Annotated in this window: 19 protein-coding genes and 1 riboswitch; of the genes, 11 read left to right on the top strand and 8 right to left on the bottom strand. The window is 73.7% G+C overall.

The window, feature by feature from the left end; genetic code table 11:
* On the top strand, positions 1 to 202 hold a 202-nt coding region (locus tag IL992_RS32955; RefSeq protein WP_193207226.1), incomplete at its 5' end, for an aldo/keto reductase.
* Positions 203 to 602: 400 nt separating this feature from the next.
* A riboswitch (cyclic di-AMP (ydaO/yuaA leader) is annotated at positions 603 to 745 on the top strand.
* A 167-nt stretch (positions 746 to 912) separates the two neighbouring features.
* Complete coding sequence (locus IL992_RS32950) at positions 913 to 1,695, top strand: CHAP domain-containing protein (protein WP_193207225.1); 783 nt, start codon at positions 913 to 915, stop codon at positions 1,693 to 1,695.
* A 67-nt stretch (positions 1,696 to 1,762) separates the two neighbouring features.
* Here IL992_RS32950 and IL992_RS32945 read toward each other — a convergent pair whose 3' ends face one another.
* The gene (locus IL992_RS32945) at positions 1,763 to 2,365 is read right to left on the bottom strand and encodes a DUF305 domain-containing protein (RefSeq protein WP_193207224.1); all 603 of its coding nucleotides are present in this window, start codon (positions 2,363 to 2,365) and stop codon (positions 1,763 to 1,765) included.
* Positions 2,366 to 2,526: 161 nt separating this feature from the next.
* Between IL992_RS32945 and IL992_RS32940 the strand changes: the two genes are divergently transcribed.
* Positions 2,527 to 3,330 carry an ArsR/SmtB family transcription factor gene (locus tag IL992_RS32940; RefSeq protein ID WP_226874167.1) on the top strand — a complete coding sequence of 268 codons (804 nt, stop codon included), beginning with the start codon at positions 2,527 to 2,529 and terminating at the stop codon, positions 3,328 to 3,330.
* A gap of 59 nt (positions 3,331 to 3,389) precedes the next feature.
* On the opposite strand, the gene IL992_RS32935 is transcribed toward IL992_RS32940, so the two are convergent.
* Complete coding sequence (locus IL992_RS32935; RefSeq protein ID WP_193207223.1) at positions 3,390 to 4,685, bottom strand: extracellular catalytic domain type 1 short-chain-length polyhydroxyalkanoate depolymerase; 1,296 nt, start codon at positions 4,683 to 4,685, stop codon at positions 3,390 to 3,392.
* A gap of 287 nt (positions 4,686 to 4,972) precedes the next feature.
* Between IL992_RS32935 and IL992_RS32930 the strand changes: the two genes are divergently transcribed.
* Positions 4,973 to 5,773, top strand: a complete 801-nt coding sequence (locus tag IL992_RS32930; RefSeq protein ID WP_193207222.1) for an IclR family transcriptional regulator domain-containing protein — start codon at positions 4,973 to 4,975, stop codon at positions 5,771 to 5,773.
* A gap of 46 nt (positions 5,774 to 5,819) precedes the next feature.
* On the opposite strand, the gene IL992_RS32925 is transcribed toward IL992_RS32930, so the two are convergent.
* From IL992_RS32925 to IL992_RS32905, 5 genes are all read right to left on the bottom strand, one after another.
* Positions 5,820 to 6,785 carry a quinone oxidoreductase family protein gene (locus IL992_RS32925; protein ID WP_193207221.1) on the bottom strand — a complete coding sequence of 322 codons (966 nt, stop codon included), beginning with the start codon at positions 6,783 to 6,785 and terminating at the stop codon, positions 5,820 to 5,822.
* 112 nt (positions 6,786 to 6,897) lie between these two features.
* A complete protein-coding gene (locus IL992_RS32920) occupies positions 6,898 to 7,257 on the bottom strand; it encodes a hypothetical protein (protein ID WP_193207220.1) in 360 nt (119 codons plus the stop codon).
* Positions 7,254 to 8,117, bottom strand: coding sequence for a DODA-type extradiol aromatic ring-opening family dioxygenase (locus tag IL992_RS32915; RefSeq protein ID WP_193207219.1), 864 nt, complete (start codon positions 8,115 to 8,117; stop codon positions 7,254 to 7,256). Before IL992_RS32915 ends, IL992_RS32920 begins: the two co-directional genes overlap by 4 nt.
* A complete protein-coding gene (locus IL992_RS32910; protein ID WP_193207218.1) occupies positions 8,110 to 8,955 on the bottom strand; it encodes a citryl-CoA lyase in 846 nt (281 codons plus the stop codon). The genes IL992_RS32915 and IL992_RS32910 overlap by 8 nt, the downstream gene beginning before the upstream one ends.
* A complete protein-coding gene (locus IL992_RS32905; protein WP_193207217.1) occupies positions 8,948 to 10,129 on the bottom strand; it encodes a CaiB/BaiF CoA transferase family protein in 1,182 nt (393 codons plus the stop codon). The genes IL992_RS32910 and IL992_RS32905 overlap by 8 nt, the downstream gene beginning before the upstream one ends.
* Positions 10,130 to 10,381: 252 nt before the next feature.
* Here IL992_RS32905 and IL992_RS32900 point away from each other — a divergent pair, with 252 nt between their 5' ends.
* From IL992_RS32900 to IL992_RS32880, 5 genes are all read left to right on the top strand, one after another.
* A complete protein-coding gene (locus IL992_RS32900; RefSeq protein WP_193207216.1) occupies positions 10,382 to 11,830 on the top strand; it encodes an amidohydrolase family protein in 1,449 nt (482 codons plus the stop codon).
* An 81-nt stretch (positions 11,831 to 11,911) separates the two neighbouring features.
* Complete coding sequence (locus tag IL992_RS32895; RefSeq protein ID WP_193207215.1) at positions 11,912 to 12,346, top strand: group II truncated hemoglobin; 435 nt, start codon at positions 11,912 to 11,914, stop codon at positions 12,344 to 12,346.
* Between the two features lie 81 nt (positions 12,347 to 12,427).
* The gene (gene fabG / locus IL992_RS32890) at positions 12,428 to 13,132 is read left to right on the top strand and encodes a 3-oxoacyl-ACP reductase FabG (protein WP_193207214.1); all 705 of its coding nucleotides are present in this window, start codon (positions 12,428 to 12,430) and stop codon (positions 13,130 to 13,132) included.
* Between the two features lie 241 nt (positions 13,133 to 13,373).
* A complete protein-coding gene (locus tag IL992_RS32885) occupies positions 13,374 to 20,693 on the top strand; it encodes a non-ribosomal peptide synthetase (protein WP_193207213.1) in 7,320 nt (2,439 codons plus the stop codon).
* A gap of 24 nt (positions 20,694 to 20,717) precedes the next feature.
* Positions 20,718 to 21,512: a thioesterase II family protein gene (locus IL992_RS32880; RefSeq protein WP_319018975.1), complete on the top strand. Its 795-nt coding sequence runs from the start codon at positions 20,718 to 20,720 to the stop codon at positions 21,510 to 21,512.
* Positions 21,513 to 21,536: 24 nt separating this feature from the next.
* Here the strand turns inward: IL992_RS32880 and IL992_RS32875 are convergent, their stop codons facing one another.
* Complete coding sequence (locus IL992_RS32875; RefSeq protein WP_193207212.1) at positions 21,537 to 22,391, bottom strand: 4'-phosphopantetheinyl transferase family protein; 855 nt, start codon at positions 22,389 to 22,391, stop codon at positions 21,537 to 21,539.
* Positions 22,392 to 22,567: 176 nt separating this feature from the next.
* Here IL992_RS32875 and IL992_RS32870 point away from each other — a divergent pair, with 176 nt between their 5' ends.
* Both IL992_RS32870 and fabD read left to right on the top strand, forming a co-directional pair.
* Positions 22,568 to 23,380, top strand: coding sequence for an enoyl-CoA hydratase-related protein (locus IL992_RS32870; protein WP_193207211.1), 813 nt, complete (start codon positions 22,568 to 22,570; stop codon positions 23,378 to 23,380).
* Positions 23,377 to 25,245 (top strand): ACP S-malonyltransferase, encoded by a 1,869-nt coding sequence (fabD, locus tag IL992_RS32865; RefSeq protein WP_193207210.1) that lies wholly within the window; start codon positions 23,377 to 23,379, stop codon positions 25,243 to 25,245. The genes IL992_RS32870 and fabD overlap by 4 nt, the downstream gene beginning before the upstream one ends.
* Positions 25,246 to 25,269 lie beyond the last annotated feature (24 nt).

Below are 25,269 nucleotides of genomic sequence, written 5' to 3'. Positions count from 1 at the left end.
ACGGGCGCGCGAGCTGGGACGCATCTGCGCCTCCCACGGCGTCCCGCTGCCCGCCGCGGCCCTGCGCTTCCCCCACCGCCACCCCGCCGTCACCACCGTCCTCATCGGCGCACGCAGCGCGGAGGAGCTCAGGGAGGACCTCGACCTCGCCGCCACGCCCGTGCCCCAAGAGCTGTGGAGGGAACTGACCCCTGCTGATTGATCCCTGCTGACTGGCCCCGGCTGACTGAACCCCGGCTGACTGAACCCTGGCTGACTGAGCCCTGCTGACTGAGCCCTGCTGACTGAACCCTGCGACTGATCGCGTCGCCTGATCGCGCCCGGCGGGGGACTGCCGCCCGCCGGGCGCCACGGCGTGTCCGGCGGTGACGGCCGCCCGGATGTGCCGTCTCCGGCCCGCCCGCCCACCGGGCGGGCGCATGTGCCGTACGGCGCTGTGTGGCGCATCTCACCGCGGGCGGCCCGCGACCGTGAGGACCTGCGGAAGCAGGGAACGGCTGCGGCCAGAATGATGCCCTTTGCCGGGTTTTTGGTCGTGTCTTACTTGTTATCTACTAAGCTTCCCGTGTGTCTCGCCGGTGTGCGGTCCTCAACCCGAGGACGACCGGCGACCGCCGAATCCCGGAAGTCATCGATCCCGGGAACCGGGGACCCACGTCTCTTGGGGTGAATCCGGACCATCCGGTAGGGCTACTCCTGGCCCGAACCCGTCAGCTAACCCGGTAGGCGGCCAAGGAGAGGAGAGCGCGTGGAGTGTCGGCTCCACCTGCCCACCCGGTCCGCGTCGCGTCGCCGGACCACATGCCCGCCCTGGAACGTCTCCAGGCTTCCGGGGTGATGGCGCGCCCGTGACGGGCTGCCACATCTCCCGTTTCTGATTCCGCCCCGCCGCGGCCGTGTCCCCGGACGGTCATGCCGTCATGCCGTCACGCCCCGCGGGCCGGTTCGTCATGTCTCGAAGCGCGCCATGAGGAGCCTCCGATTTCCACCGATCCGATAGCTCGACAGCTGCTCGACGCCGTCCGCCCCGAACTGGGCTACCGCGAACGAGCCGGAAAACACACGAAGTTCGGCGAGTGGTACGCCGACAACGTCGCCAAGGACCCCGATTTCAAGGCCGCCCCCTGGTGCGACATGTTCGTCTCCTGGGCGGCGGACCGGGCCGGGGTGCAGGACCACGTCGGCGAGTTCGCGTTGACCACGCGGCACGCCAAGTGGTTCAAGGAGCACCACGCCTGGACCGACAAGCCCGAGCCGGGCGCGGTGGTCTTCTTCGACTGGTCGGGGTCGAAGAAGATCCGTGACATCGACCACGTCGGCATCGTCGAGAAGGTCGTCGGCGGGAAGGTCCACACGATCGAGGGCAACGTCGACGGCGTGTGGCTGAAGCGCAAGGTGCGGGACAAGAGCAAGATCGTCGGGTACGGCCTGCCGCGCAAGGTCAAGGTGACGCCGAAGGCGCCGGTGACGATCCAGCCCGTGGCGGCGGTGAACGCGAGCGTCCAGAAGGCGGCGGGGCCCATCACCAGGAACATGGCGGCCACCCAGGGTCAGTCGCTCGACCTCGTGTGGTCGCCCGGCGACGCCGTCCTGCCGGCCGGTCTGTTGTTCGCGGTGGTCTCCACCGCCGTGACCGGGCTCCGGTTCAAGGCCGCGGCGGCGACCTCCGGCGGACGGCACCGCAAGCGCGGGTGATTGCCCGCCGCCTTCCCGGAGCGGCGGACCCCGTGGCACGCCGTCGACTCTGGTCGTCGCGGCGGCCTCATCCCAGGAGGCTCTTCATCTCCCTGATCTCGGCCGACTGGCTGGAGACGATGGACGCCGCCATCCGCCGGGCCGGCTCGTAGACCCCGGTGCGCAGCTCGTCGCGCGCCATGGCGACGGCGCCTTCGTGGTGCCGGATCATCATCGTGAGGAAGGCCCGGTCGAAGGCCCGGCCGGACAGCCCTTCGAGACGCCGCATGTCCTCGGGGGACATCATTCCGGGCATGGCGTGATGCGCCGGCGCGCGGTTCTCACCGGGCAGCGGCTCGCCCCAGGCCGTGAGCCAGCCGCTCATCGTCCGGATCTCGGGAGCCTGCGCGGCCTCGATCCGCCGGGCGAGCCGTGCGACCCGGGCGTCCGCCGCGCGGTCCTCGGCCAGCCTTCCCATCTCCACCGCCTGACGATGATGCGGGATCATCATCCGGGCGAACATGACGTCCTGGTCGTTGTGGTCGGCCGCCGGCGTCGTGGCGGCGGGCACGGCGAGCGCGGCGCGCAGGGCCGGCGTCCCGGCCGAGGCGGCGGAGCCGTACGCGCCACTCACGCCGACCAGCAGATCGGCGGCCAGCAGGGCCACCGGCAGAACACGTCGTCCCTTCATCGGCACCTCCGAGGAGACCCTTGGGGACGTTCCCGGCCGGAGGCCGGTCATTCCCCGGGCGTCCTGCCCCCTGAGCGCCCGGTGAAGTGCCGGCGGGAGGCGTTGACATGCAGCCTTACGGCTGCATATGGTTCATGCAGCCAAAGGGCTGCATTTTCGGGATGGAGAAGATGGACGAGGTGTTCAAGGCGCTGGCCGACGTCAGCCGCCGGCGGTTGCTGGACAGCCTGAACGGCCGCAACGGCCAGACGCTGCGTGAACTGTGCGCGGGGCTGGACATGGCGCGGCAGTCGGTCAGCAAGCACCTGGCGGTGCTGGAGGCGGCCAACCTCGTGACGACGGTGTGGCGTGGCAGGGAGAAGCTGCACTACCTCAACGCCGTGCCCATCAACGCCATCGCGGAACGCTGGATGAGCAGGTTCGACCGCGAGCGGGCCCGTGCTCTTGCCGATCTCAAGAACGCATTGGAGCAGGAACCGATGGGCAACCCGGAGTTCGTCTACACCACCTACATCAGGACCACGCCCGAGCGGCTGTGGCAGGCCCTGACCGACCCCGGCTTCACCCGGCGCTACTGGGGGTTGTCCTTCGACGCCGACTGGCGAGCGGGAGCGCCGATGACCTGGCATCAGGGCGGCGTGGCGATCGCCGATCCCGAGCAGGTCGTCGTCGAATCCGAACCCGGCCGCCGTCTCTCGTACACCTGGCACTCCTTCACGCCCGAGTGGGCCGAGGCCGTCGGCTTGGGGGAGGACGTGCTCGCCAGGCTGAAGACGGAGCGCAGGTCGCGGGTGACGTTCGAGATCGAGCCGGTGGGGGAGACCGTCAAGCTGACCGTCGTCCACGACGGCTTCGATCCCGGCAGCACCGTGCGGGAGATGGTCGGCGAGGGCTGGCCCCAGGTACTGTCCGCGCTCAAGACCCTGCTGGAGACGGGCGAGCCCCTCCCGGCCGGGAGCGCGTGAGGCGCGCCCCGCGTCCGGACGGGCGGGGCGCGGGGCGCGGCCGGCATGAACGCGGCGGATCAGCACTGGCCGTCGGCGAGCACCCAGTAGTCCGGGCCGGTCTGGCGCAGTGCGTGCGTGGTGAAGGTGTTCCACAGGCCCATCGCGTCGTTCGACCCCTTGGCGTAGGTGTAGCCGCCGGACTGGTACGCCCGTCCCGCCGTGGTGTGGGCGTAGTTGCTGGCCCGCACGCAGGCGCCCGTCGGCGTGGCAGTGGGTGTGGCAGTGGGTGTGGCACTGGGCGAGGGGCTGGGAGAGGGGCTGGGAGAGGGGCTGGGAGAGGGGCTGGGCGTGATCGTGGGCGTGGCGGTGGGGCTGGGCTGGGCGCCGCCGTCGAGGCCGAAGAAGAGCGCGTCGTGGTAGGCCGAGCAGATCGTGTCGAGGAAGTACGCCGCGGTGGCGCCGCACTGGTCGGCGGCGCCGCCGGGATCGACAGGAAGGCCGTGGCCCATGCCGCTGATCTCGTAGAGGCGTACGTCGTCGTCGCCGTACACCTTGAGTGTGGTGCCGCCGGTGAGCGACCGGGTGGAGGTGGGGGTTTGGGAGACGCCCCGCACGTTCGTCCACTGGTCGCGCAACTGCGCGCCGTTGGCGGGGACGACCGTGTAGTCGGACTGGCCCTGCCAGACGGCCACCCGCGGGTAAGGCCCCGCGTAGCCGGGGTAGGCGTTGCGCACCAGGTCACCCCACTGCTGCGGGGTCCTGCTCGTCGGGCCGTACTGGCAGCCGGACGCCTCGGTCAGGCTGCTCGCGCAGCGGTAGGCAAGGCCGGCCGCGATCGATCCGGCGGCGAAGACGTCCGGATACGTCGCCAGCATGACGGCGGACATCGCCCCTCCCGCCGACAAGCCGGACACGTAGACCCGTGAGGGATCGGTCCCGTAGTTCGCGACCGCGTACGCCACCATGGCGCGGACGGACGCCGCCTCGCCCTGCCCCCTCGTGGTGTCGCCGGTCTGGAACCAGTTGAAGCAGCTCGACGAGTTGTTGGCGCTGGAGGTCTGCGGCAGCACCAGGGCGAAGCCCCACTGGTCGGCGTACTTGCGCCACCCCGAATCGGCGAAGTAGCCGCTCGCGTTCTGCGTGCAGCCGTGCAGGAGCACCACGAGCGGCCGGCCGCCGGGCAGGCCGTCCGGACGGTAGGCGTACATCGCCAGATTGCCGGGGTTGGATCCGAACGAGCCGACCTGCACCAGCGAGGCGGCCCGTGCGGGCGGGGTGATCAGGGCCGTGCCGAGCAGGGCGGCCAGGACGAGCAGGAGGGTCGCGAGGGTTCGGGCCGCTCGCGGCGGCCGGGCGGGGAAGGACGTGACCATGGGGGCTCCTCGGATGACCTGGCACACCGATCCTTTCCGCGCACGGTAGGACTCCGGCCATCCTCCCGACATGGTCGCCGGGCACACTTTTCCCCGTCCTGTCATGGTGCCGTCAGGGCGGACATAGGTCCGTATGGCGGTCACCTCTGAGGCGTGTGGTCGCCGATCGCCCTGTTACGGCGATGTGAAGCTGGGCATCTCGGGCCACGCGGGCCGCCGACAGGCGGACAACGAACCGTAAGCAGGGTCTAAAGTTGACTCGGCGAGTTCGAGCGGAAGGGGCGTTCATGGCACGAGGCGACACCGGACCTGACTTCATCGAGGCGCTCGCGCGCGGCCTCGATGTCATCAGGGCGTTCCAGCCGGCGCGCCCGGTGATGTCCCTGACCGAGGTGGCGGCGGCGACCGGCCTGGCCCGGCCCACCGCGCGGCGCATCCTGCTCACGCTGCAGGAGCTGGGGTACGCCCGCTCGGCGCAGGGCGGCTTCGCCCTGACCCCGCGGGTGCTCGAACTCGGCGTCTCCTACGTCCGCTCGATGGGCCTGTGGGAGGTGGCCCGGCCGCACCTGGAACGGCTGGTCGCCCAGACGCACGAGTCGTCGTCCATCGCCCAGCTCGACGGGTCCGACATCGTGTACGTCGCCCGGGTGGCGGTGCCCAAGATCGTCGCCCTCTCGGTGCAGATCGGGACGCGGTTCCCCGCGTTGCAGACGTCCCTGGGCAAGGTGCTGCTGGCCGCGCTGCGGCCGGACGAGCTGGAGCGGGTGCTGACCGAGCCGAGCCGGTCGGGCATCGAGCCGCGGTGGCGGCCCGATCCGCAGGAGCGCGACGCCATGCTGCGCGAGGTGCGGGCGAAGGGCTGGGCGCTGACCGACGAGCAACTCGCCCTCGGGATCCGCTCGGTGGCCGCGCCGCTGCGCGACGGCTCCGGCACCGTGATCGCGGCCGTGAACGTCAACAGCCACGCCGCCGAGACCTCGCTGGAGAAGCTGACCGAGGAGTATCTACCGCTGCTGCTGAAGACCGCCGGCGCGATCAGCGCCGACTGGGCGCTCTACGAGTCGGTCCCGCAGGTCACGGCCTCCTAGGAATCCGCGGGTCACGGCCCCCTGGGAATCCGCGGGTCACGGCCTCCTAGGACGCCGGCCCGGGAATCAGGACGATCCTGCCGGTGGCGGTTCCGGCCGCCTGACGCCGCCAGGCGGCCCCGGCCTCCTCCAGCGGGACCCTCTCGTGGGCGACGGCCAGCCGCCCGAGCGCCGCCTGCTCGGCGACGAAGGCGATCGAGGCGGCCCGCTGCTCGGGGGTCAGCTCGTTGTTGGTGTATCCCAGCAGCCGCAGGGATCTGCCGCGGAGTGTGGAGGAGTCGATCGGGCAGGTCTCGTCCGCCGACGAGCCGAGGTTGACCCACCGGCCTCCCTGACGCAGGGCGCGGGCCGCGGCCGCCGCCGCCGGGCCGAAGAGCGGGTCGAGCACGAGGTCGGCGGGCCCGTCGCAGGCCTCGGCGAAGCGGGCGGCCAGTGCGGCGACGTCGCCGGTGTCGAGCGCCACCACGGCGTCCGCGCCCGCCTTCAGGGCGCGTTCGCGGGCGGCGGGGGAGCGGGCGCCCGCGACGACCCTGCGGGCCCCGGCGATGCGCGCGATCTGTACGGCGGCCTGCCCGACGACGCCGCCCGCGCCGAGCACCACCACCTGCTCGCCGGGGGCGAGTTCGCCGCGCCAGGCCAGCGCCATATGCGCGGCGACGGCCGAGAGACCGAGCGCGGCCACCGCGACCGGGTCGGCCTCCGCGGGCAGTTCGACGAGGTCACGCGCGGGCACGGCCGCCACCTGCGCCATGCTGCCGTCGCCCGGGGCCATTCCGGCCGAGGTCGCGAACCACACCGGCCGCCCGTCCGCGACGCCGGCCCCCTGCACCCCCGGCACGTACGGCGTGCGTGGCCTGCCGAAGTAGGACGTGCCGGTCGCGCAGAGCAGGTCGAGCGGCGTGACGGGTGCGGCGACGACCTCGACCAGCGTCTCGCCGGGCCCGGCGACGGGCACGGGCAGGTCGGCCACCAGTGGCGGCCTGCCGGGTTCCACGATCTGTACTGCGCGCATGTCCCACCTTCCGCTGAAGCACGTCGTCATGGGCGACGGCCGCCGGGCACGCCCAGCACGGCGTGCCCGGCGCCTCGCCGCCCGGCCCGCCCTGGGCGGCGGGCAGGTCCGATCACGTCGCGATGTCGGGGTACGGCATCGTCATGTGGGCCAGTCGCCGGGCGTACTCGGTCTGGAAGCCCATCGGCTCGTGGTCGCGCTCGAACATCGCGATGAACAGCGTGAGCGTGAGGAACGGGTGCGCGCCCAGCTCGAACAGGCTGGGGTAGTCGTGGCCGGCCAGGGCCTCGCGCTCGGCGTCCTCGAAGCGCAGCCAGGTCGACGCCTCTCCGCCGTGACAGCTCAGCAGCCGGTTGGCGTGCTCGGACTCCCACCACTCCACCGTGCCGCGGGGGTCCTCGCGGTAGCGCTCGACCAGTTCCGGGTCGCGGTCGACGGTGAACAGGAACTTGTTCAGCAGGTACTTGCTCACGCCACGCCTCCGTTGGGATACCAGGTGAAGTAGGCCTCCATGGTGTGGAACAGGTCGTAGGTGTCGACGTAGTCGGCCTTGGCGCCCTCGCCGGCCACGCCCATCATCAGCATGAAGTCCATGAAGCCGTGGGTGGCGTTGCCGGGCAGGTGGAGGCTGTCGAGGGTGACCTCCGACAGGCAGCCCTCGATGTCGCCCGAGGAGATCCACTCGACCGCCCTGCGGTCGAACTCGGGATCGGGCCCGTGCGGGCCGAACTGGCGCGGCCCGCCGAGCTCCAGCGACAGGTGCCCGGTGCCGATCACCGCCACCCGCTTGTCCGCCGGCCACGACTCCACCAGCTCGCGGATCGTACGGCCGAGCTGTACGAACCTCTTCGGCTGCGGCAGCGGCGGGGCGAAGATGTTGGTGTAGATCGGCACGATCGGCAGGTCGTTCTGCGGGCGCAGCGTGATGATCGGGCAGGTGATCGAGTGGTCGATCCGCAGCTCGTTGGAGAAGGCCAGGTCGAAGCCCGCGTCCAGGCCCTCCCGCAGGATGTACGCCGACAGGTCCTCCTGGCCGGAGAAGAACATGCGGGGCAGGCCGAACTCGCGTTCCTCGTTGTACCAGTTCGCGTCGTAGAAGGGCGCCTTGCCGACGAGGAACTGCGGCATGTTGTCGAGCCAGAGCTGGTGGAAGTGGTCGGAGCCGACCATGACCAGCACGTCGGGCCGCGCCTTCGTCAGCGTCTGGCGGAACGCCTCGACCTTGCGCACCCACTCGTCGGCGAACGGTGGGCGGTCCTCGCCGGTGGCGGTGCTGGCGCGGTAGTAGAACGGATGATGGGTGGACGCGATCACCGCGACCAGTTCAGCCATGCCAACCTCCAGTGGCGTCAGGGGTGTAGGGCTCGGGGTCGACGGACCGGTTGTTGAGGTCCACCGACAGGAAGATCTCGTTCGCCACCGGGCGGCGCAGTTCCTCGGCGAGCTGCCCGATCAGGCCCGCCGTACGGGCGAGCAGGGCGAAGCCGCGCAGCAGTTCGAGCGGCAGGCCGAGGTCGGCGAGCGCGGCGCCGCACACGCCCGCGCCGTTGAGCGGCAGTGTCTTGCCCAGCACCTCGGGATGCACGCGGCCGATCGCGGCGAACAGCGACAGGTGCGGTCCGAACAGGTTCTCCTCGGCGGCGATCTCCAGCAGCCGGGGCGTGCGGGGGTCGCCCTCCTTGTGCACGTGGTGGCCGAGGCCGGGGATGAACCGCCGCGCCTGCCGCCGGGCCCGTACGGTCTCCAGGGCGAGCGCGTCCCAGCCGGCGTCGTCGGACGGCGGCGGCCCGCCGTGGGCCGCCAGCACCTCGTGCAGGAACCGGCCGCAGTCCTCGGTCACGCCGAGGAAGCGCGACCCGCCGCCGAGCAGCCCGGCCGCGAGCGCGCCCTGGATCGAGTCGGGCGCCGACAGGTATGTCAGCCGGGTGACGATCGCGGTCGGGGTGAACCCGTGGTCGGCCAGCGCGGCGAGCACGGCCTCGAACACCCGGGTCTCGCCCGGCGTGGGCCGCCGCTGGGCGGCGAGCCAGAACGCGAGCTCGCCGAACCCGACCTTCCCCATCACGTCCTCGGCGAGGTCGCAGCCGAGCAGGCTGATCGACCTGAGCGAGGACGCCCCCAAGGCCGTGGGATACGACGGCCGCTCGATCATCTCGGGCCGGTCAGACATCGTCGTTCTCCTCCTGCATCAGCCATGTGCGCAGCTCCTCCCCGTGCTCGTCCAGCTCCGGCGGTGGCAGCCGGTAGGCGGCGGGGGTCGCGGAGAACCGGATCGGGTGGCGGGTGGTCGGGACCGCCCGGTCGCCCTCGCCCACCTCCACGATCGGGTCGAGCCCGAAGCGCTCGGCCATGGCGAACCCGCCGTCGATCGTGTTGATCGGCCCGCACGGCACCCCCGCCGCGACCAGCAGTTCGAACCACTCCAGCGCGCCGCGCGTGGCCAGCCGTCCGACCAGGATGGGCCGCAGTTCCTCGCGGCGCGCGGTCCTGTCGGCGTTGCGCGCGAAGCGCGGGTCGTCGGCGATCTCCGGGATGCCGAGCACCTCGCACAGCTTGCGGAACTGGCCGTCGTTGCCGGCCGCGACGATGATGTCGTTGTCGGCGGTGGGCAGCGGCTCGTACGGGAACACGCTCGGATGGGCGTTGCCCATGCGGTAGGGGACGACGCCGCCGGCGACGTACGCGGAGCTGTGGTTGACCAGGCCGGTCAGCGCGGAGGACAGCAGGTTGACCTCGACGTGCTGGCCCTGCCCGGTGGCGTCGCGGTGCCGCAGGGCGGCGAGGACGCCGATGGCGGCGTGGTTGCCCGCCATGACGTCGAAGACCGAGATCCCCGCGCGGTACGGCGGCCCTTCGGGGTCGCCGGTGAGGCTCATCAGCCCCGACATGGCCTGCACCATGAGGTCGTAGCCGGGCACGTCGCGGCCCGCGCCGGAGCCGAACCCGCTGATCGAGGCGTACACCACGCCGGGGTTGGCCGCGCTCACCGAGGCGTAGTCGAGGCCGTACTTGGCGAGGCCGCCCGGCTTGAAGTTCTCCACCAGCACGTCGGCGCGGCGGGCCAGCTCCCGGGCCACCTTCGCGTCGCCGGAGTCGCGCAGGTCGAGCGCGATCGACCGCTTGCCGCGGTTGACCCCCAGGTAGTACGTCGACACGTCGCCGCGCACCGGCGGCATCCAGGCGCGGGTGTCGTCTCCCCTGGGCCCTTCGACCTTGACGACCTCGGCGCCCATGTCGGCCAGCAGCATCGTGGCGTACGGCCCGGCCAGCACCCGCGAGAAGTCGGCCACCAGCACGCCCGACAGCGGCCCGCCTCCCCGCTCGGGCGCGGTGTCGTCTGTCATCCGGCTCCCCTCCTTGCTTTCACAGCAGTGTCCGCTGAACGGACATGAGTCCGTGACGCCGATTCTGGCACAGGCGGTCCACCCGTCAAATGCTCGACGGGCTCTTCGTCGCTGGACGACGAGGAGAAACCCATGGTTGACAGCAGGGGCGGTGCTCGGGAAAGTAACAGCGGAAGCAGTGCTGACCGTATGGCGGACAACTGTTCGTCAGCGCCGAGCGCGCTCGGCCAGTGGAAGGTGAGGAGTTCGACGATGAACGAGCCGACCGATTTCGGGCCGGACCGGCCCGTGCTGCTGCGCGGCGGCACGGTGCTGCCGATGGACGACGGGCACAGCGTGCTGCCCCGCACCGACGTCCTCGTCGTCGGCGACCGGATCGCGGAGGTGGGGCCGGACCTGCCCGCGCCGGACGGCGCCGTCGTGGTCGACGCCACCGACGGCATCGTCATGCCCGGCATGATCGACACTCACCGGCACATGTGGCAGACGGCGATGCGCGGCTACGGCGCCGACTGGACGCTGACGCAGTATTTCGTCTGGTACTACCTGGAGTACGGCAAGCTGTGGCGGCCGGAGGACGTGCACGCGGGCAACCTGCTGGCCGCGATCGAGGCGATCGACGCCGGCGTCACCACGGTCGTGGACTGGTCACACGGGCTGCGGACCGTGGACCACGCCGACGCGGCCGTGGACGCGCTGCAAGCGGTGCCCGGCCGGTTCGTGCTGGCCTACGGCAACATCCAGGCGCCGCCGGCCGAGTGGACCGGCGCGCCGGAGTTCCGCGACTTCGTCCGGCGCCGCATCACGGGCGACGACATGCTGGGCTTCCAGATCGCCTTCGACGTCACCGGCGACCCGGGCTTCCCCGAGAAGCCGGCCTTCGAGGTGGCCCGCGACCTCGGCGTCCCGGTCACGACCCACGCGGGCGTGTGGGGCGCGACCAGCGACGACGGCATCCGGCTGATGTACGAGCACGGCTTCATGACGCCCGAGACGGTGTACGTGCACGCCGCCTCGCTGTCGGCGGACTCCTACCACCGCATCGCCGCCACCGGCGGTTCTATCTCGGTCTCCACGGAGAGTGAGCAGAGCGCCGGCCAGGGCTATCCGCCCACCTGGGCCATCCGCGCGCACGACATCCCGGTCTCGCTGTCGATGGACACCAGCGTCTGGTGGAGCGGCGACCTGTTCTCGGCGATGCGCACCACGCTCGGCGCCGACCGCTCGCGGGAGCACATGCAGGCGCACGCCAAGGGGGAGACGGTCACCCACTGCAGCCTGCGCGCCGACCAGGTGGTGGACTGGGCGACGCGCGGCGGCGCCCGCGCCATCGGCCGGGCCGACGACCTCGGCAGCATCGAAGCGGGCAAGAAGGCCGACATCGTGCTCATCAAGAACGACGCGTCGCCCGTGTCGTTCCCGCTGCTCAACCCGTACGGGCACGTCGCGTTCCAGGCGCAGCGCGGCGACGTGCACACGGTCCTCGTCAACGGCCGCGTCGTGAAGCACGAGCACCGCCTGGTCGGCGTGGACCTCGCCGCGGCCCGTCGTGAGGTGGAGCGGACGGTCGAGTACCTGCGCTCGACGCTGGGCGAGGAGGCGTGGCAGAAGGGGATGAACCCCGACATCCCCGAGACGAAGATCCTCGACAACCCCTACACGTACACCGACTACCACAGCGCCGCGACGCACAGCCGTTGATCCCTCGTCCACTTTTGAGCAGAATCGGCGACGGTCCGCCGCCTACGGTGACGCCAGCCCAGGCGTTCCGAGGAGGCTGCGATGACGACGATGTACGAGCATGTCGGCGGCGAGGCGGCACTGCGCAAGTTCGCCGAGCACTTCCATGACTCCGTGCTGCGCGATCCCCTGCTCAAGAGACTGTTCGAGTACGGGTCCTCTCACCACGCCGAGAACCTGACCGCGTTCTTCGTCGAGATGATGGGCGGCCCGAGCCGTTTCAGCGACGAGCTCGGCGGGTTCGAGGCGATCTTCCGGGCCCACCAGGGCCTGAAGATCACCGACGAGCAGCGCGACCGGTTCGTGGAGCTGATGCTGAGGGCCGCGGACGAGGCGGGGCTGCCGGGCGACGCCCGGTTCAGGCAGGCGTTCACCCGGCAGGTCACCCGGGCGGCCGGGTTCTCCACGAAGGTGTCGCACGACGCGCCGGACGCCTACCAGGCCCCCTTCCCCCCGATGGGCCGGTGGGACTGGTGACGGAATGAGCGAGCGTAGCGAGCGAATCAGTAGGCACGGCATCTGGCGCATGCCACTCCGAGCCGGAGGCGAGGAGGTGGCGTGAATCGCTCGGTGCTGGTGACCGGCGGCAACCGCGGCATCGGCCTGGCCATCGCGCGGGCGTTCGCGAAAGAGGGCGACCGGGTGGCGGTCACCCACCGAGGCAGCGGCGCGCCGGACGGGTTGTTCGGCGTGCGGTGCGACGTGACCGACGCGGCGGCGGTCGACCGCGCGTTCACGGAGGTGGAGGAGCGGCACGGCCCGGTGGAGGTCCTCGTCGCCAACGCCGGCGTCACCGCCGACATGCTGCTGATGCGGATGGACGAGGCCGCCTTCACCGGCGTGCTCGACACCAACCTCACCGGCGCGTTCCGCGTGGCCCGGCGCGCGGTGGGACCGATGGTGCGCATGCGGCGCGGCCGGATGATCTTCATTTCGTCCGTCAGCGGCCTGTCCGGCGCGGCCGGGCAGGCCAACTACGCGGCGGCCAAGGCCGGGATGGTCGGGCTGGCGCGGTCGCTCGCCCGCGAGCTCGGCTCCCGAGGGATCACCGTCAACGTGGTGGCCCCGGGATACGTCCGCACCGACATGACCGACTCCATGACGGAGCAGCGGCGGGCCGAGGTGCTCGGGCAGATCGCGCTGCGCCGTACGGCCGAGCCCGAGGAGGTGGCCGGGGTCGTCGTGTTCCTCGCCGGGGAGACGGCGTCCTACGTCACGGGCGCCGTCGTCCCGGTGGACGGCGGCCTCGGCATGGGCCACTGAGCCGTCCGATCCGGCCGCGGGGGCGGCCGGGGCGGCCTGCTCAATCCTGAGCAGCGCGATGGCGGGCCCCCGCCTAGCTTTTCGGTACGGACGGGCGGCGACGGCCCGACGCCGGATCGCACGCCGGATCTCCGCCGGGTCATCCGCGGACGCCCTCGCCGCGGCGATCGCCGGCGGGCCCCTTCCATGCCCCCGCCCGGCCCGCTTCACCCTCCGACGCCGACACACGACTGGGAGAGCGATGGGACCGACACGGGACATGGTCGCGGAACCGGTGGACGCCCCGGTGGACGAGGTCCTCGCGGCGCTGCGGCGGATGCTGGCCGCGGCGCTGCCCACCGGCACGAGCACGGGCACGGACCCGGGCACGGACAGTGGCCCGGATTCCGCCGACACGCTCGCGGACGACACCCCGCTCGCGGCGTACGGGCTGGACTCGATGACGGCGGCCCGCCTTGTGCTGGAGATCAAGGAGGAACTGGGCGCCGACCTGCCGCTGGAGTGGCTGCGCGACGCGGCGGGCCTGCGCGACCTGGCCCGGCGAATCGCCGGGGCGCTCCCCGAGGACGGCCTGCCGGTGGACGGCCTGCACGAGGCCGAATCGCACGAGGCCGAATCGCACGAGGCCGAATCGCACGAGGCCGAATCGCACAAGGCCGAACCGCCCGGGCGGCCGGCCCAGGCCTCGCCGCGCGAGGGGGCCGCGCCTGAGGACCGGTTCGCGCCGTTCCCGCTGACGCCCATGCAGCAGGCGTACGTCGCCGGGTCGCATCCGGACCTCGGGCCCGACCCGGTGGGCTGCCACCTCTACCGCGAGTTCGAGATCGCCGGGCTCGACCCCGACCGGTTGAAGGAGGCGTGGGGACGGGTCGTCGCGCACCACGACATGCTGCGGGCCGTGCTGATCGAGGACGGGCGCCAGCGGGTGATGCCGGAGGCGAGCCCCTGGACGATGCCGGTCCACGAGGTGGCCGAGGCCGAGCTCGACGACCGTGTGGCCGAGGTCAGGGGGCGGCTGACGCGGCTGCGGCACGAGCCGGGCGACTGGCCGCTGTTCGCCCTCGAGGTGACCCGGGCGCGCGACGGCCGGGCCGTCGTGCATCTCGACGTGGACGCGGTCGTGACCGACGGCCGCGGTCTCGACCTGCTGCTGTCCGACTGGTGGCGCGCCTACGTCCGGCCCGGGGACCCACTGCCCGAGCTGCCGGGGGCCGGGCCGACCGTACGCGAGTGCGTCGAGCGCCTGCGGGCGCACACGCGCACTCCGGCCCACCAGGCCGACCTCGACCACTGGCGGCGACGGCTCGCCGACCTGCCCCCCGGCCCGGCCCTGTGCCGTGCTGCCCCGGCCCTGCGCTCTGCTGCCCCGGCCCTGCCTTGTGCGAGCGCGGCGCCCGCGGCGGGGGCGGGTCCCGACGTCCCGGCGCCGTCGGGACAGCCGCGGCGGCCGCTGGAGGGCGGGCTGACGGAGGCCGAGTGGCGGGCGCTGCGCGAGCGGGCCGCCGCCTGGAACGTGTCCCCGACCGCGCTCGTCCTCACCGTGTTCGCCGAGACCCTGGCGTGGGCGGGCGCGCGCACGCCTTTCTCGCTCGTGCTGACGACCAGTGACCGGGCGCGGCTGCCCGCCGCGGCCGACCGCCTGGTGGGCCCGTTCACCTCCAGCCTGGTCTTCCCGATGCCGGCCCTGGACGGCATGGACCTGGGCGAGGCGGCGCGTGAGGTCCACCGGCTGCTGTGGTCGGATCTCGACCACGCGGCGGTCGGCGGCGTGGAGGCGCTGCGCCACCTGTGGCGTGGAGCCCCGCCGCCGCTGCCCGTCGTGTTCACCGGCATGCTCGGCGCGCGGGCCGAGCCGCCGGGGTTCGGCCGCGACGTCCGCTACGCCGTCACTCGTACGTCCGGTGTCGGGCTCGACCACCAGATGTGGGAGCAGGACGGCGAGCTGCGCTTCCGCTGGGACGTGGCGGACGGCCTCCACCCGGGCGTCGAGGCGGTGTTCGCCAGGTTCGCGAACACGCTGCGCGCGCTGGCGGCCGAGGACCCCCGCGCCGATCGCGTCCTGCCGCTCAACGACCTGCAGCAGGCCTACTACGTGGCCCGGCGGTCCGGCGGGGAGGGCTGCCAGGTCTACCACGCCTTCGAGGTGGCCGACCTCGACCTGGACCGCCTGGAGCGGGCGTGGCTGCGCCTGGCCGAGGCCTACGAGCCCCTGCGTGCGTCCGTGACCGTGGACGGGCGGCTGCTCGTGCGGTCGAGGGCGCCGCGCCGGTGGCACATCCCCGTGTCCGGCCTCGACGCCGAGGCGGTCCGCGCGACGCTGTCCGTGCGGCCGTTCCCGCTCGGACGGGGGCCGCACGCCGAGATCCAGGTGACGCGCGGCACCTCCGGCTCGCGCGACGCAGGCGCGTCCCTCGCGCAGAACGTGTCCCCGGCGAGCGTGTTCCCGTCACCCGGCGGGAACGCTGCCGGTGCCGCGGGGACGGCCACCGTCCACGTCGCGGTCGACCTGGCAGTGGCCGACGCGCGCAGCATCCATCTCCTGCTGCGCGAGCTGTGGCGGCTGTACGCCGACCCGGCGGCCGATCCCGCGCCCGCCGCCGACTCGCGTGAGCATCGCCCGGCCTCCTCACCCGAGCAGGTCGCGTACTGGCGCGAGCGGCTGACCGAACTGCCGCCGGGACCCGCGCTGCCCTCGCCCGCCGCGGGGGAGGATCGCGGCCGGCGGCGCGTGCGGCTGGAGGCGACGCTGCCGGGATGGCGGCGGCTGAAGGAGATCGCCGAGGGCGCCGGGGTGTCCGCCGACGCCGTGATCCTGGCCGCCTTCGGCGAGGCGCTGGCCGCCCGGCTGCCCGGCGCGTTCGCGCTGACGGTCGTACGGTGGCCCGGGTGGGCCGAGCCGTGCCGGCCGGGAGAGCACACGGCGCTGAGCTGGATCCCGCACGTCCCGGGAGACACGCCGCTGTTGGAGCGGGCACGCGACCACCAGCGTCTCCTCGTGGCCGACGCGGCGGCCGACGGCGCGAGCGGGCTGGCCGAGCTGCGCCGCGTCGCCGCCCGGCGCGGCGGTCTGGCCCATCCGGTCGTCTACACGAGCGTGTTCGACCTCGACGGCCACCCGCTGCCGCCGGGGGTCGTCGCCGGTGAATGGCGGACGTGCACGCCGGACGTCTCGCTCGACTGCGTGGCCGTCGGCGAGGGCGACCGGCTGCAGCTCTGCTGGGACCTCGACCCCGCGGACCTGCCCGAGGAGACGGCCGAGGCGGCGTTCGCCGGCCTCCGGGACCGGCTGGCGGGCCTCCTCGGCGAGCGGGAGCGTCCCGGCGGCATGTCCGCCGCCGAGCGGCACAAGATCCTCTATGAGTGGAACGACACGGCCCGCGAATTCCCCGCCGACGGGCCGGTCCACCTGCTGTTCGAACGGCAGGCCCGGGAGCGTCCCGCCGCCGTGGCGCTGCGCTGGCGTGGCGGCACGATGACGTACGCCGAGCTCAACCGGCGCGCCAACCGCATCGCCTGGCAGCTGCGCGACCGCGGTGTGGGCCCGGAGACCGTGGTCGGCATCTCGATGCGGCGCGGGCCCGACATGGTGGCCGCCGTCTTCGGGGTGCTCAAGGCGGGCGGCGTCTACCTGCCGGTCGAGCCGTACCTGCCGAAGGAGCGGGCGGCCGTGATGCTCGGGGACGCGGGGGCGGCGCTGGTGCTGTCCACCTCGCAGACCACGTGTCACGACGTGGGCGTCGAGGTGGTCCGCGTCGACCGCGACCCGGTGCGCGACGACCCGCGCGGCGACGAGAACCCGCCGCCGGTCACCACCCCGGACAGCACGGCGTACGTCATCTTCACCTCCGGCAGCACGGGCCGGCCGAAGGGCGTCGCCGTGGCCCACCGGCCGGTGCTCAACCTGCTGAACTGGGCCTACCGCGAGTTCGGCTTCGGCCCGGCGGACGTCGGGCTGTGCGTGACCTCGCTCGGCTTCGACCTGTCGGTGTTCGACATCCTGGGGCTGCTCGGACGGGGCGCCGCGCTGTACGTCGCGGACGAGACCGAGCAGCGCGACCCCGCCGAGCTGGCCGACGTGCTGCTGCGGGAGCCGATCACCTTCTGGAACTCGGCACCCACCACGCTCACCCAGCTCGCCCCGCTGCTTCCCGCGCACGCGGGCCGGCCGGGCACCGGCGACCTGCGGCTGGTGTTCCTGAGCGGCGACTACACCCCGCTGTCCCTGCCCGGGGAGGTCCGGGCGGTGTTCCCCCGAGCGAGCGTCGTCAGCCTCGGCGGGGCCACCGAGGCGACCGTCTGGTCCAACTACTTCCCGGTCGGGGACATCGACCCCGCCTGGCGCAGCATCCCGTACGGCAGGCCCATCGACAACAGCCGCTACTACATCCTCGACGAGCACCTCGAACCGTGCCCGGTCGGCGTGGAGGGCGACCTCTACATCGCGGGTGAGTGCCTGAGCCTGGGCTACTACAACCAGCCCGAGCTGACGGCCCAGCGTTTCGTGCCCGACCCGTTCTCACCACGGCCGGGGGAGCTGATGTACCGGACCGGCGACCGGGCCTCCTTCTTCCCCGACGGGAACATCTGCTTCCTCGGCCGGGCCGACAACCAGGTCAAGATCCGGGGGTTCCGGGTCGAGCTGGGCGAGATCGAGCACCGGCTGCGGCAGCACGAGGGGGTCAAGGAGGTCGTGGTGCTGGCCCGTCCGGACCACACGGGCGATCGCAAGCTCGTGGCGTACGTGCAGCCGTCGGGCCCGACGCCGCCGGGGGTCAGGGACCTGCGCGCGTTCGCGGCCGAGACGCTGCCCGAATACATGGTGCCCAACTTCGTCGGCTTCGTGAGCACGTTCCCCGCCACCGCGAACGGCAAGCTCGACCGGGACGCACTGCCGTGGCCGCTGACCGATGCGCCCGGCCCGGCGCAGGAGTCCGGGGCCGAACCGGAGGCCCCGGAGGAGGAGCCGCAGGAGGAGCCGCGCGGGCCGAGCGTCGAAGAACTGCGGGACGAGATCGCCGCGCTGTTCGCCGAACGGCTGGGCGTGCCTGCCGTACGGCCCGACGACGACCTGTGGGACCAGGGCGCCACGTCGTTCACGATCGTGCAGGTCTCCGGCGAGCTGCAGAAGCGGTATCGGCAGCGGGTGCCGGTGGCGACGCTCCTGTCGGAGCCCACGGTCACCGCCATCGCCCGGCACGTCGCCGCCCGGCTCTCGGGCGGCGACGGCGGAGAGATCCCCGCGGCGGACGCGCGGGAGACGGACCGGCCTTCGCGGCCCCGCGCCGCCGAGGCGACCCCCGCCGCGTCGAACGGCTCCGCGTCGAACGGCTCCATGTCGAATAGTTCCGCGTCGAATAATTCCGTGTCGAATGGCTCCGTGTCGGACGGCTCCGCGACGCCGGGCCCGTCGCCGGACCTGCCGGCCGTCGACGGCGTCGCGAGGTCCGGCGTTCCGCATCCCGCGCTGGACACGAACGGCGCCGAGCGGGCTGCGTCCGGGCCCGGCGACGGCGACGCGGGCGGGGCGCCCGCCGCGGGAAGCGTGGACTTCTTCTCGCCGGAGGAGCGGGCCGCGTTCAAGGCCGGCCGGTGGGGTGAGCGACCCCGGCTGGCGGGGGAGCGGATCGTCCCGCTCGACGCGGCAGAGTTCGCGCCCGAGCACTACGACTGGCGCGGCAGCCACCGCGAGTTCGCCGAGGCGGCGCTGCCCTACGACGACTTCTGCCGATTCCTCAGCCTGCTGCGCACGTCGGCGCCGGGCGAGCGGGGCCGGCGGCTCTACCCCTCGGCGGGGGACACCTACTCGGTCCAGGTATACCTGCACGTGCGCCGCGTGGAGGGCGTGGCCGCCGGGCTGTACTACTACCGGCCGGGAGAGCACGCGCTGCAACTGGTCGGATCGGCGGACGGGATCGGCCGCTCCGCGCACTTCTACTACAACCGGCCCGTCTACGACCAGGCCTGCTTCGAGCTGTACCTGGTCGGGCAGCTCGACGGCATCGCGCCCCTGTACGGCGACGACGCCCCGCGCTACCTGGCCCTGGAGGCCGGATACCTGGGCCAGCTCCTGATGATGGGCCAGGCGGCGTGCGGCGTCGGGCTCTGCCCCGTCGGGGCGGTGGCCTTCGAGCCGATCCGCGAACGGCTGCGCCTGGGCGACGGGCACCGGTTCCTGCAGTCGTTCCTCGGCGGCGTGCCCGCCCGGCCCGTGCCCCCGGTCGCCGCCTCGGGGGAGCGGCCGGTGTTCGGCGCCGCCCGCCTCGACCGGCTCGCCGCGCCCGTCGTCCCCGCCTCGGACGGGCGGCGCGCGGCGGAGATCGCGGTCGTGGGGGTCGCCGGGCGTTATCCGGGCGCGGCCGACCTGGCGGAGCTCTGGCGCGGCCTCGCCGAGGGACGGCAGGCGTTCGGCCCCATGCCGGCCGGCCGGACCGCCGGCGGCACTGGCCTGACCGGCGGCTTCCTCCCCGACGCCGGCGACTTCGACAGCCTGTTCTTCCACATCTCGCCGGCCGAGGCCCGCACGCTCGACCCGCAGCTGCGGATGATGCTGCGGGTCATGTGGGAGTGTCTGGAGAACGCCGGGCACACGCCCGGCTCGCTGCGCCGGGCCGCGCCGCGCGTCGGCGTGTTCACCGGCGTGATGTGGCACGACCACCGGCAGGCGGGCGCGGACGCGTGGCGGCGGGGCGAGCCGCCGGCCGTCACCGCCATGGCCTCCGACATCCCCAACCGGGTCTCGCACTTCTTCGACTTCCGCGGGCCGAGCGTCGCCGTCGACACCTCGTGCTCGTCGTCGCTGACCGCCCTGCACCTGGCGGTGGAGAGCCTGCGCAGGGACGAGTGCGACGCCGCCCTGGTGGGCGGGGTCAACCTGGTCTGCCACCCCTACCACGCGGAGGTGCTGTCGGCCCTGGGGCTCGTGTCGCCCGACGGCTCCGCGGGCGCGTTCGACGCCGCGTCCTCGGGGTGGGTGCTCGGCGAGGGGGCGGGCGCCGTCCTGCTGCGCCCGGCCGCGGCGGCGGCGCGGGACCGCGACACCGCCCATGGGGTCGTCGAGGCCACCTGGATCGGCCACTCCGGCCGGAGCGTGCGCTTCGGCGCGCCCAACAGTCCGGCGCTCGCCGACTCGATCCGGCAGGTGCTGCGCCGCGCCGGCCGTACGCCGGAGGAGATCGGGTACGTCGAGTGCGCGGCCGCCGGGGCGAGCGTCGCCGACGCCGCCGAGATCGAGGCGCTCGCGGAGGTCTTCGCCGGGACGGCCGGGGATGGCGGGCGCGGCGTGCCCGTGGGCACGGTCAAGCCGAACATCGGCCATCTGGAGTCGGCCGCCGGGATGTCGCAGCTCGCGAAGGTGCTGCTGCAGTTCGCGCACCGGGAGATCGCGCCCACCCTGGCCGGGCGGACCGGCGGGCTGGTGTCCTGGGACGACCTGCCGCTGCGCCTGGCGGACCGGCGTGAGCCGTGGCGTCCGCGCCGCGCGGGGGAGCCGCTGCGCGCCCTGGTCAACGCGCTCGGCGCCAGCGGGTCCTACGCTCACGTCGTGCTGCGCTCCGCCGGATGACGGACGAGGGGAGGAGGTGGTCGCGTGACGATCGCGCAGGCGTACCCGAAGGGGCCGGAGCCGGCGCCGCCGGCATGGCTGAGCAGCGACGCCGGGCGAGAGGACGCGCCGGCCCGGCTGTTCTGCTTCGCCCACGCGGGCGGAGGGGCCGGCTTCTTCCGGCCGTGGCGGCCGCTGCTGCTGCCGGAGGTCGAGATCTGCCCGGTCGTCCTGCCGGGTCGCGAGTGGCGGCTGCGGGAGCGGCCGTACACGCGGATGGAGGAGCTCGTCCCCGCCGTGGTGGACGGCCTGCTGCCCTATCTCGACCGGCCGTACGCGCTGATGGGCCACAGCATGGGCTCGGCGGTGGCCTACGAGGTGGCCCGCCGCCTGTCCGCGGGCCCGGCCGCCCCGCCCGCGGGGCTGGTCGTGTCCGGCCGCCGGGCCCCGCACCTGCCCAAACGCCGCGCCGACCTGCACGGCCTGCCGGACGAGGAGTTCGTGGCGGCGGTCGCCCGGTTGAACGGCATCCCCGGCCAGGTGCTGCGGCAGCCCGACCTGCTGCGGCTGTTCGTGCCCGGCATGCGGGCCGACTTCACGCTGAACGAGACCTACCGGCCCCTCCCCGGGCCGCCGCTGTCCTGCCCGGTGTCGGGGCTGACGGGGGACGCCGACCCGGAGGTCACGCCCGAGGAGATGCTGGCCTGGCGGGAGGTGACCACCGGCCCCTTCACCCTCCGCGTGTTCGCGGGCGACCACTTCTACCTCAAGGGCGTCCGGCCCGACTTCATCGACGCCCTCAGGACCGACCTGCGCCGCCTGCTGTCCGTGACCTCCTGAACGGGCCTGCTGAACGCCTCGCCTCTACGGCACGGGCGGCGGGGCCGGGTGGACGACGACCGCGCAGGGCAGGCCGGGCTCCCGCCGTACGGCGAGGGCGAGCAGGTGGCGCGGGCCGGGCCGCCACTGGGCGAAGCGCCACCGGGCCGGATCGTCGCGCAGCCGCGGCCCGAACCGGGCCACGCTCCGCCCCTCAACCGTCGCGGGCGTGGCCACGCTCCGCCCCTCCACCGTCGCGGGCGTCCCCGCCGGGACGGACGCCGCGATCTCGAAGTCGCATTCGTTCATCGGCAGCGTCATCCCGTATCCGCGTGCCTTGACGTACGCCTCCTTCAGCGTCCAGTAGCGGAAGAACAGGTCGGCCCGGGCGTCGGGGTCGTCGAGCGGGACGAGCCGGGCGTACTCGGCGGGCGAGCAGACCCGGCGGCCCAGCCGCAGCGGGTCGGCCCGGCGGTGCACGCGCTCGGCGTCCACCCCGCAGGCGGCGCCCAGCGTGACCACGCAGGCCACCAGTCCGGCGGTGTGGGAGATGTTGAACCGCAGCGGTCGGCGGGGCGGCTGGCCGGCGATCTCCGGCCTGCCGTGGGGCGTGGTCGTGAACCGCCACGCGTCCGCGGCGACGGCGGGCGCGCACCAGGTCAGCGCGGCTCGGGCCAGGCCGTGCGCGGCCTCGAACGCCAGCCGGTCCGCCTCCGACCGGAAGGCGGCGGCCCGGTCCCGCTCCGGCTGTGACAGCGTCGCGCGGTAGCCGCCGAGCGTCCCGTCCCGGTCGAGCGCGTCCGGGTCCGCCACCCACACGTGCGCCTCGCCCGCCTTGATCCGCGGCTCCGGCGAGTCCCTTCCGTCCGCAGAGGCCGTCGCCCGTCCCGTCAGCGTCACCGCTCGGCCCGCCTCCGATCCCGCCGCCGTCTGTCTCCCCGCCTCCCCGCTTCCGGGGACGCGCCGCCGCAATCGTCCCCCGCAAGCGGCGACGCGGCCTGCTCAATGGTGAGCAGACGCGGCCCCCGGCCGGCGGTAGAACCGGATCGTCGTCCTCGCCGCCGATGGAGATGATCATGGATTATCGGGGCATCCGTGTCGAGGCGTCCCCCGACATGATGCGGGTGACCCTCGACCGGCCGGACCGGCGCAACGGTCTCGACGCCCGTACGATCGCCGAGATCCGGCACGCCCTCGACGAGGCCGAGCACCGGCCGGACTGCCGGATCGTCGTGCTCGCGGGCCGCCCGGGCGTGTTCTGCACGGGCATGGACCTCGCCGAGGCGGTGGACGCGCCCGAGGGCGACGGCGGCGTGGCGGACTTCCACGCCCTCCTGCGGAGGATCAGCACGACGCCCCGGGTGGTGGTGGCGGAGGTCGACGGTCAGGCCGCCGGGGGCGGGGTCGGGCTGGCGGCGGCCTGCGACCTCGTGCTGGCCACGCCCCGCAGCACGTTCAGCCTGCCCGAGGCGCTGTGGGGGCTGCTGCCGTGCGCGGTCCTGCCGTTCCTGGTGCGGCGCACCGGCTTCCAACCGGCGTACGCGATGACGCTGACCACCAAGCCCGTGTCCGCGGCGGAGGCGCACCGCGACCGGCTGGTCGACGAGGTGTGCGACGACCCGGCCGCGGCGCTCGGCCGCCTGGCGTTCCGGCTGACCAAGGTGGCCCCCGAGGCGATCGGGGAGGCCAAGCGGTACTTCGGCCTGCTCTGGCCGGTGACCGAGGAGACCGGCCGCGTCGCCGCCGCCGAGTTCGCCCGCCTGATGGCGGCTCCGGCCGTACGGGACCGGATCGCCGCCTTCACCCTGCACCAGCGGATGCCGTGGGAGACCGGCGCGGGGGGTGGGACACGCCCGCTCACGGACGCGGACGGAAGGAGGGGCACATGAGCGTCGCCTGGATCTTCCCGGGGCAGGGGGCGCAGCGCCAGGGCATGGGCGCCGGGCTGCTCGACCGCTACCCGGATCTGGTCGCCCGGGCCGACGAGATCATCGGGGTCTCGCTGCGCCGTCTGTGCGCGGGAGACGAGGAGAGACTCCAGCACGACACGCGATACGTCCAGCCGGCGCTGTTCGCCGTGGCCGCGCTCGCCCATCGGGCGGCGCTGGAGGAGGGGCCCGCCCCCGCCTACCTCGCCGGGCACAGTCTCGGCGAGATCGCCGCGCTGCACGCCGCCGGATGCTTCGACTTCGAGACCGGCCTGCGGATCGTGCGGCGGCGCGGCGAGCTGATGGCCCGCGCCCGGGGCGGCGGCATGCTCGCCGTCGTCGGGATGCCGGTCGACCGGCTGCGCGAGGTGCTGGCCGAGGAGGGCGCCACCGACGTCGACCTCGCCAACCACAACTCCCCCGACCAGGTCGTGCTGTCGGGCCCCGAGGACTCGGTGCGCGCGCTCGCCGCCGTCCTGCGCGGTGCGGGCGCCGGCAAGTGCGTGCTGCTCAACGTGAGCATCGCCGCGCACTCGCGGTACATGGCGTTCCCCGCCGCGGCGTTCGCCGAATACCTGCGCACGGTGGACTTCGCCCCGCCGCGCGTGCCGGTCGTCTCGAACGTGACCGCCCGCCCGCACCGGCCGGAGACCCTGCCCGACCTGCTCGCGCGGCAGGTGCGCAGCCCGGTGCGGTGGTGGGACACCATGGTCTACCTGGCCGGGCAGGGCGTGCGCGACGTCCGCGAGATCGGCCCCGGGCAGGTGCTCACCAAACTGTGGCGCAAGGCCGAAGGACACCTCGTCGCGTCCACGCCCGCCTCCGCCGGGCCGGCCGTCCGGGCCGGAATCGGTACAGATTCCGGCGCAGAGCCGTACCGCGTCCCGGTGGAACGCCTCGGCTCGGCGGAGTTCAGGAGGGACTACGGCACGCGCCTGGCATGCGCGGCGCTGGAGGACGCGGGCGCGGCGGGTTCGGCCGACGAGGTCACCCGGACCGCCCGGCGCGGCGTGCTCGCCTTCCTCGGCGTGGACGGCCTGTCCGCCGGCGACGTCGAGCGGGCCGTCCAGCGCCTGCGCCGCGACCTCGGTCCCGGCGCGCCGTACGGCGTCGCCCTGGACGCCCGCCGTACGGGCGGGGACGAGGCGGAGCAGGAGCGCGTGGCCGGCCTGTGCCTGCGTTACGGCGTGCGCTTCCTGCACGTGACCCTCGGAGACCAGGCGCCGCCCGAGGTGGTGCGCTTCCGCTTCGCGGGGGCCTGCCGCGACGCCGCCGGTCGGCCTGTCGCGCCCAACCGGCTCGTCGCCCGGGTGGCGGCCCCCGACCTGGCGGAACGGCTGATGCGGCCCCCGGCGGAGCCGATCCTGGCCGAGCTGTCGGCCCGGGGAGCGCTCACGCCCGCCGAGGTGGAGGTCGCCCGGCGTCTGCCCGTGAGCGAGGACGTCTGCCTCGACTGCTCGTCCGAGGGCCCGGGGCTGGAGGTCCGGCTGCCCGAGGCGCTGCGCCGCCGCGACGAGGTGGTGTCCGCCCACGGACACCACGTCCGGGTCGGGGCGGCGTGCGCGACACCGGAGGCCGCCGCCGTCGCGTTCGTGCTGGGCGCCGACTTCGTGGTCGCGGCCCGCCACGTCGAGCCCCGCGGCGCGGGCGGCCGCGCACCGGCAGGTCCGCCGCACCTCCCCGCGGGTGGCCAGGTGGAGGCGGCGCAGGTGGAGGCGGCGCAGGTGGAGGCGGAGCGGCTCATGGAGGCCGCGGCCGACCTGCTCGGCCGGCGCCTGACGCCACTGGCGCCGCCCGGCGCCCGGCCCCTCCCGGCGGGCGCGTGACCACACCCGAAGACCGACCGTCGA

The sequence above is a fragment of the Microbispora sitophila genome, from assembly GCF_014892245.1.
In the GTDB taxonomy this organism is placed as follows: Bacteria; Actinomycetota; Actinomycetes; order Streptosporangiales; family Streptosporangiaceae; genus Microbispora; species Microbispora siamensis.
This window is presented reverse-complemented; position numbering and strand designations above follow the sequence as displayed.

Excerpts from the sequence above, each read along its gene's own strand:
- IL992_RS32950 (WP_193207225.1), top strand. The coding sequence starts at position 913 with ATGCCGTCATGCCGTCACGCCCCGCGGGCCGGTTCGTCATGTCTCGAA.
- IL992_RS32945 (WP_193207224.1), bottom strand. The coding sequence starts at position 2,365 with ATGAAGGGACGACGTGTTCTGCCGGTGGCCCTGCTGGCCGCCGATCTG.
- IL992_RS32940 (WP_226874167.1), top strand. The coding sequence starts at position 2,527 with ATGGAGAAGATGGACGAGGTGTTCAAGGCGCTGGCCGACGTCAGCCGC.
- IL992_RS32935 (WP_193207223.1), bottom strand. The coding sequence starts at position 4,685 with ATGGTCACGTCCTTCCCCGCCCGGCCGCCGCGAGCGGCCCGAACCCTC.
- IL992_RS32930 (WP_193207222.1), top strand. The coding sequence starts at position 4,973 with ATGGCACGAGGCGACACCGGACCTGACTTCATCGAGGCGCTCGCGCGC.
- IL992_RS32925 (WP_193207221.1), bottom strand. The coding sequence starts at position 6,785 with ATGCGCGCAGTACAGATCGTGGAACCCGGCAGGCCGCCACTGGTGGCC.
- IL992_RS32915 (WP_193207219.1), bottom strand. The coding sequence starts at position 8,117 with ATGGCTGAACTGGTCGCGGTGATCGCGTCCACCCATCATCCGTTCTAC.
- IL992_RS32910 (WP_193207218.1), bottom strand. The coding sequence starts at position 8,955 with ATGTCTGACCGGCCCGAGATGATCGAGCGGCCGTCGTATCCCACGGCC.
- IL992_RS32905 (WP_193207217.1), bottom strand. The coding sequence starts at position 10,129 with ATGACAGACGACACCGCGCCCGAGCGGGGAGGCGGGCCGCTGTCGGGC.
- IL992_RS32900 (WP_193207216.1), top strand. The coding sequence starts at position 10,382 with ATGAACGAGCCGACCGATTTCGGGCCGGACCGGCCCGTGCTGCTGCGC.
- IL992_RS32895 (WP_193207215.1), top strand. The coding sequence starts at position 11,912 with ATGACGACGATGTACGAGCATGTCGGCGGCGAGGCGGCACTGCGCAAG.
- IL992_RS32885 (WP_193207213.1), top strand. The coding sequence starts at position 13,374 with ATGGGACCGACACGGGACATGGTCGCGGAACCGGTGGACGCCCCGGTG.
- IL992_RS32870 (WP_193207211.1), top strand. The coding sequence starts at position 22,568 with ATGGATTATCGGGGCATCCGTGTCGAGGCGTCCCCCGACATGATGCGG.
- fabD (WP_193207210.1), top strand. The coding sequence starts at position 23,377 with ATGAGCGTCGCCTGGATCTTCCCGGGGCAGGGGGCGCAGCGCCAGGGC.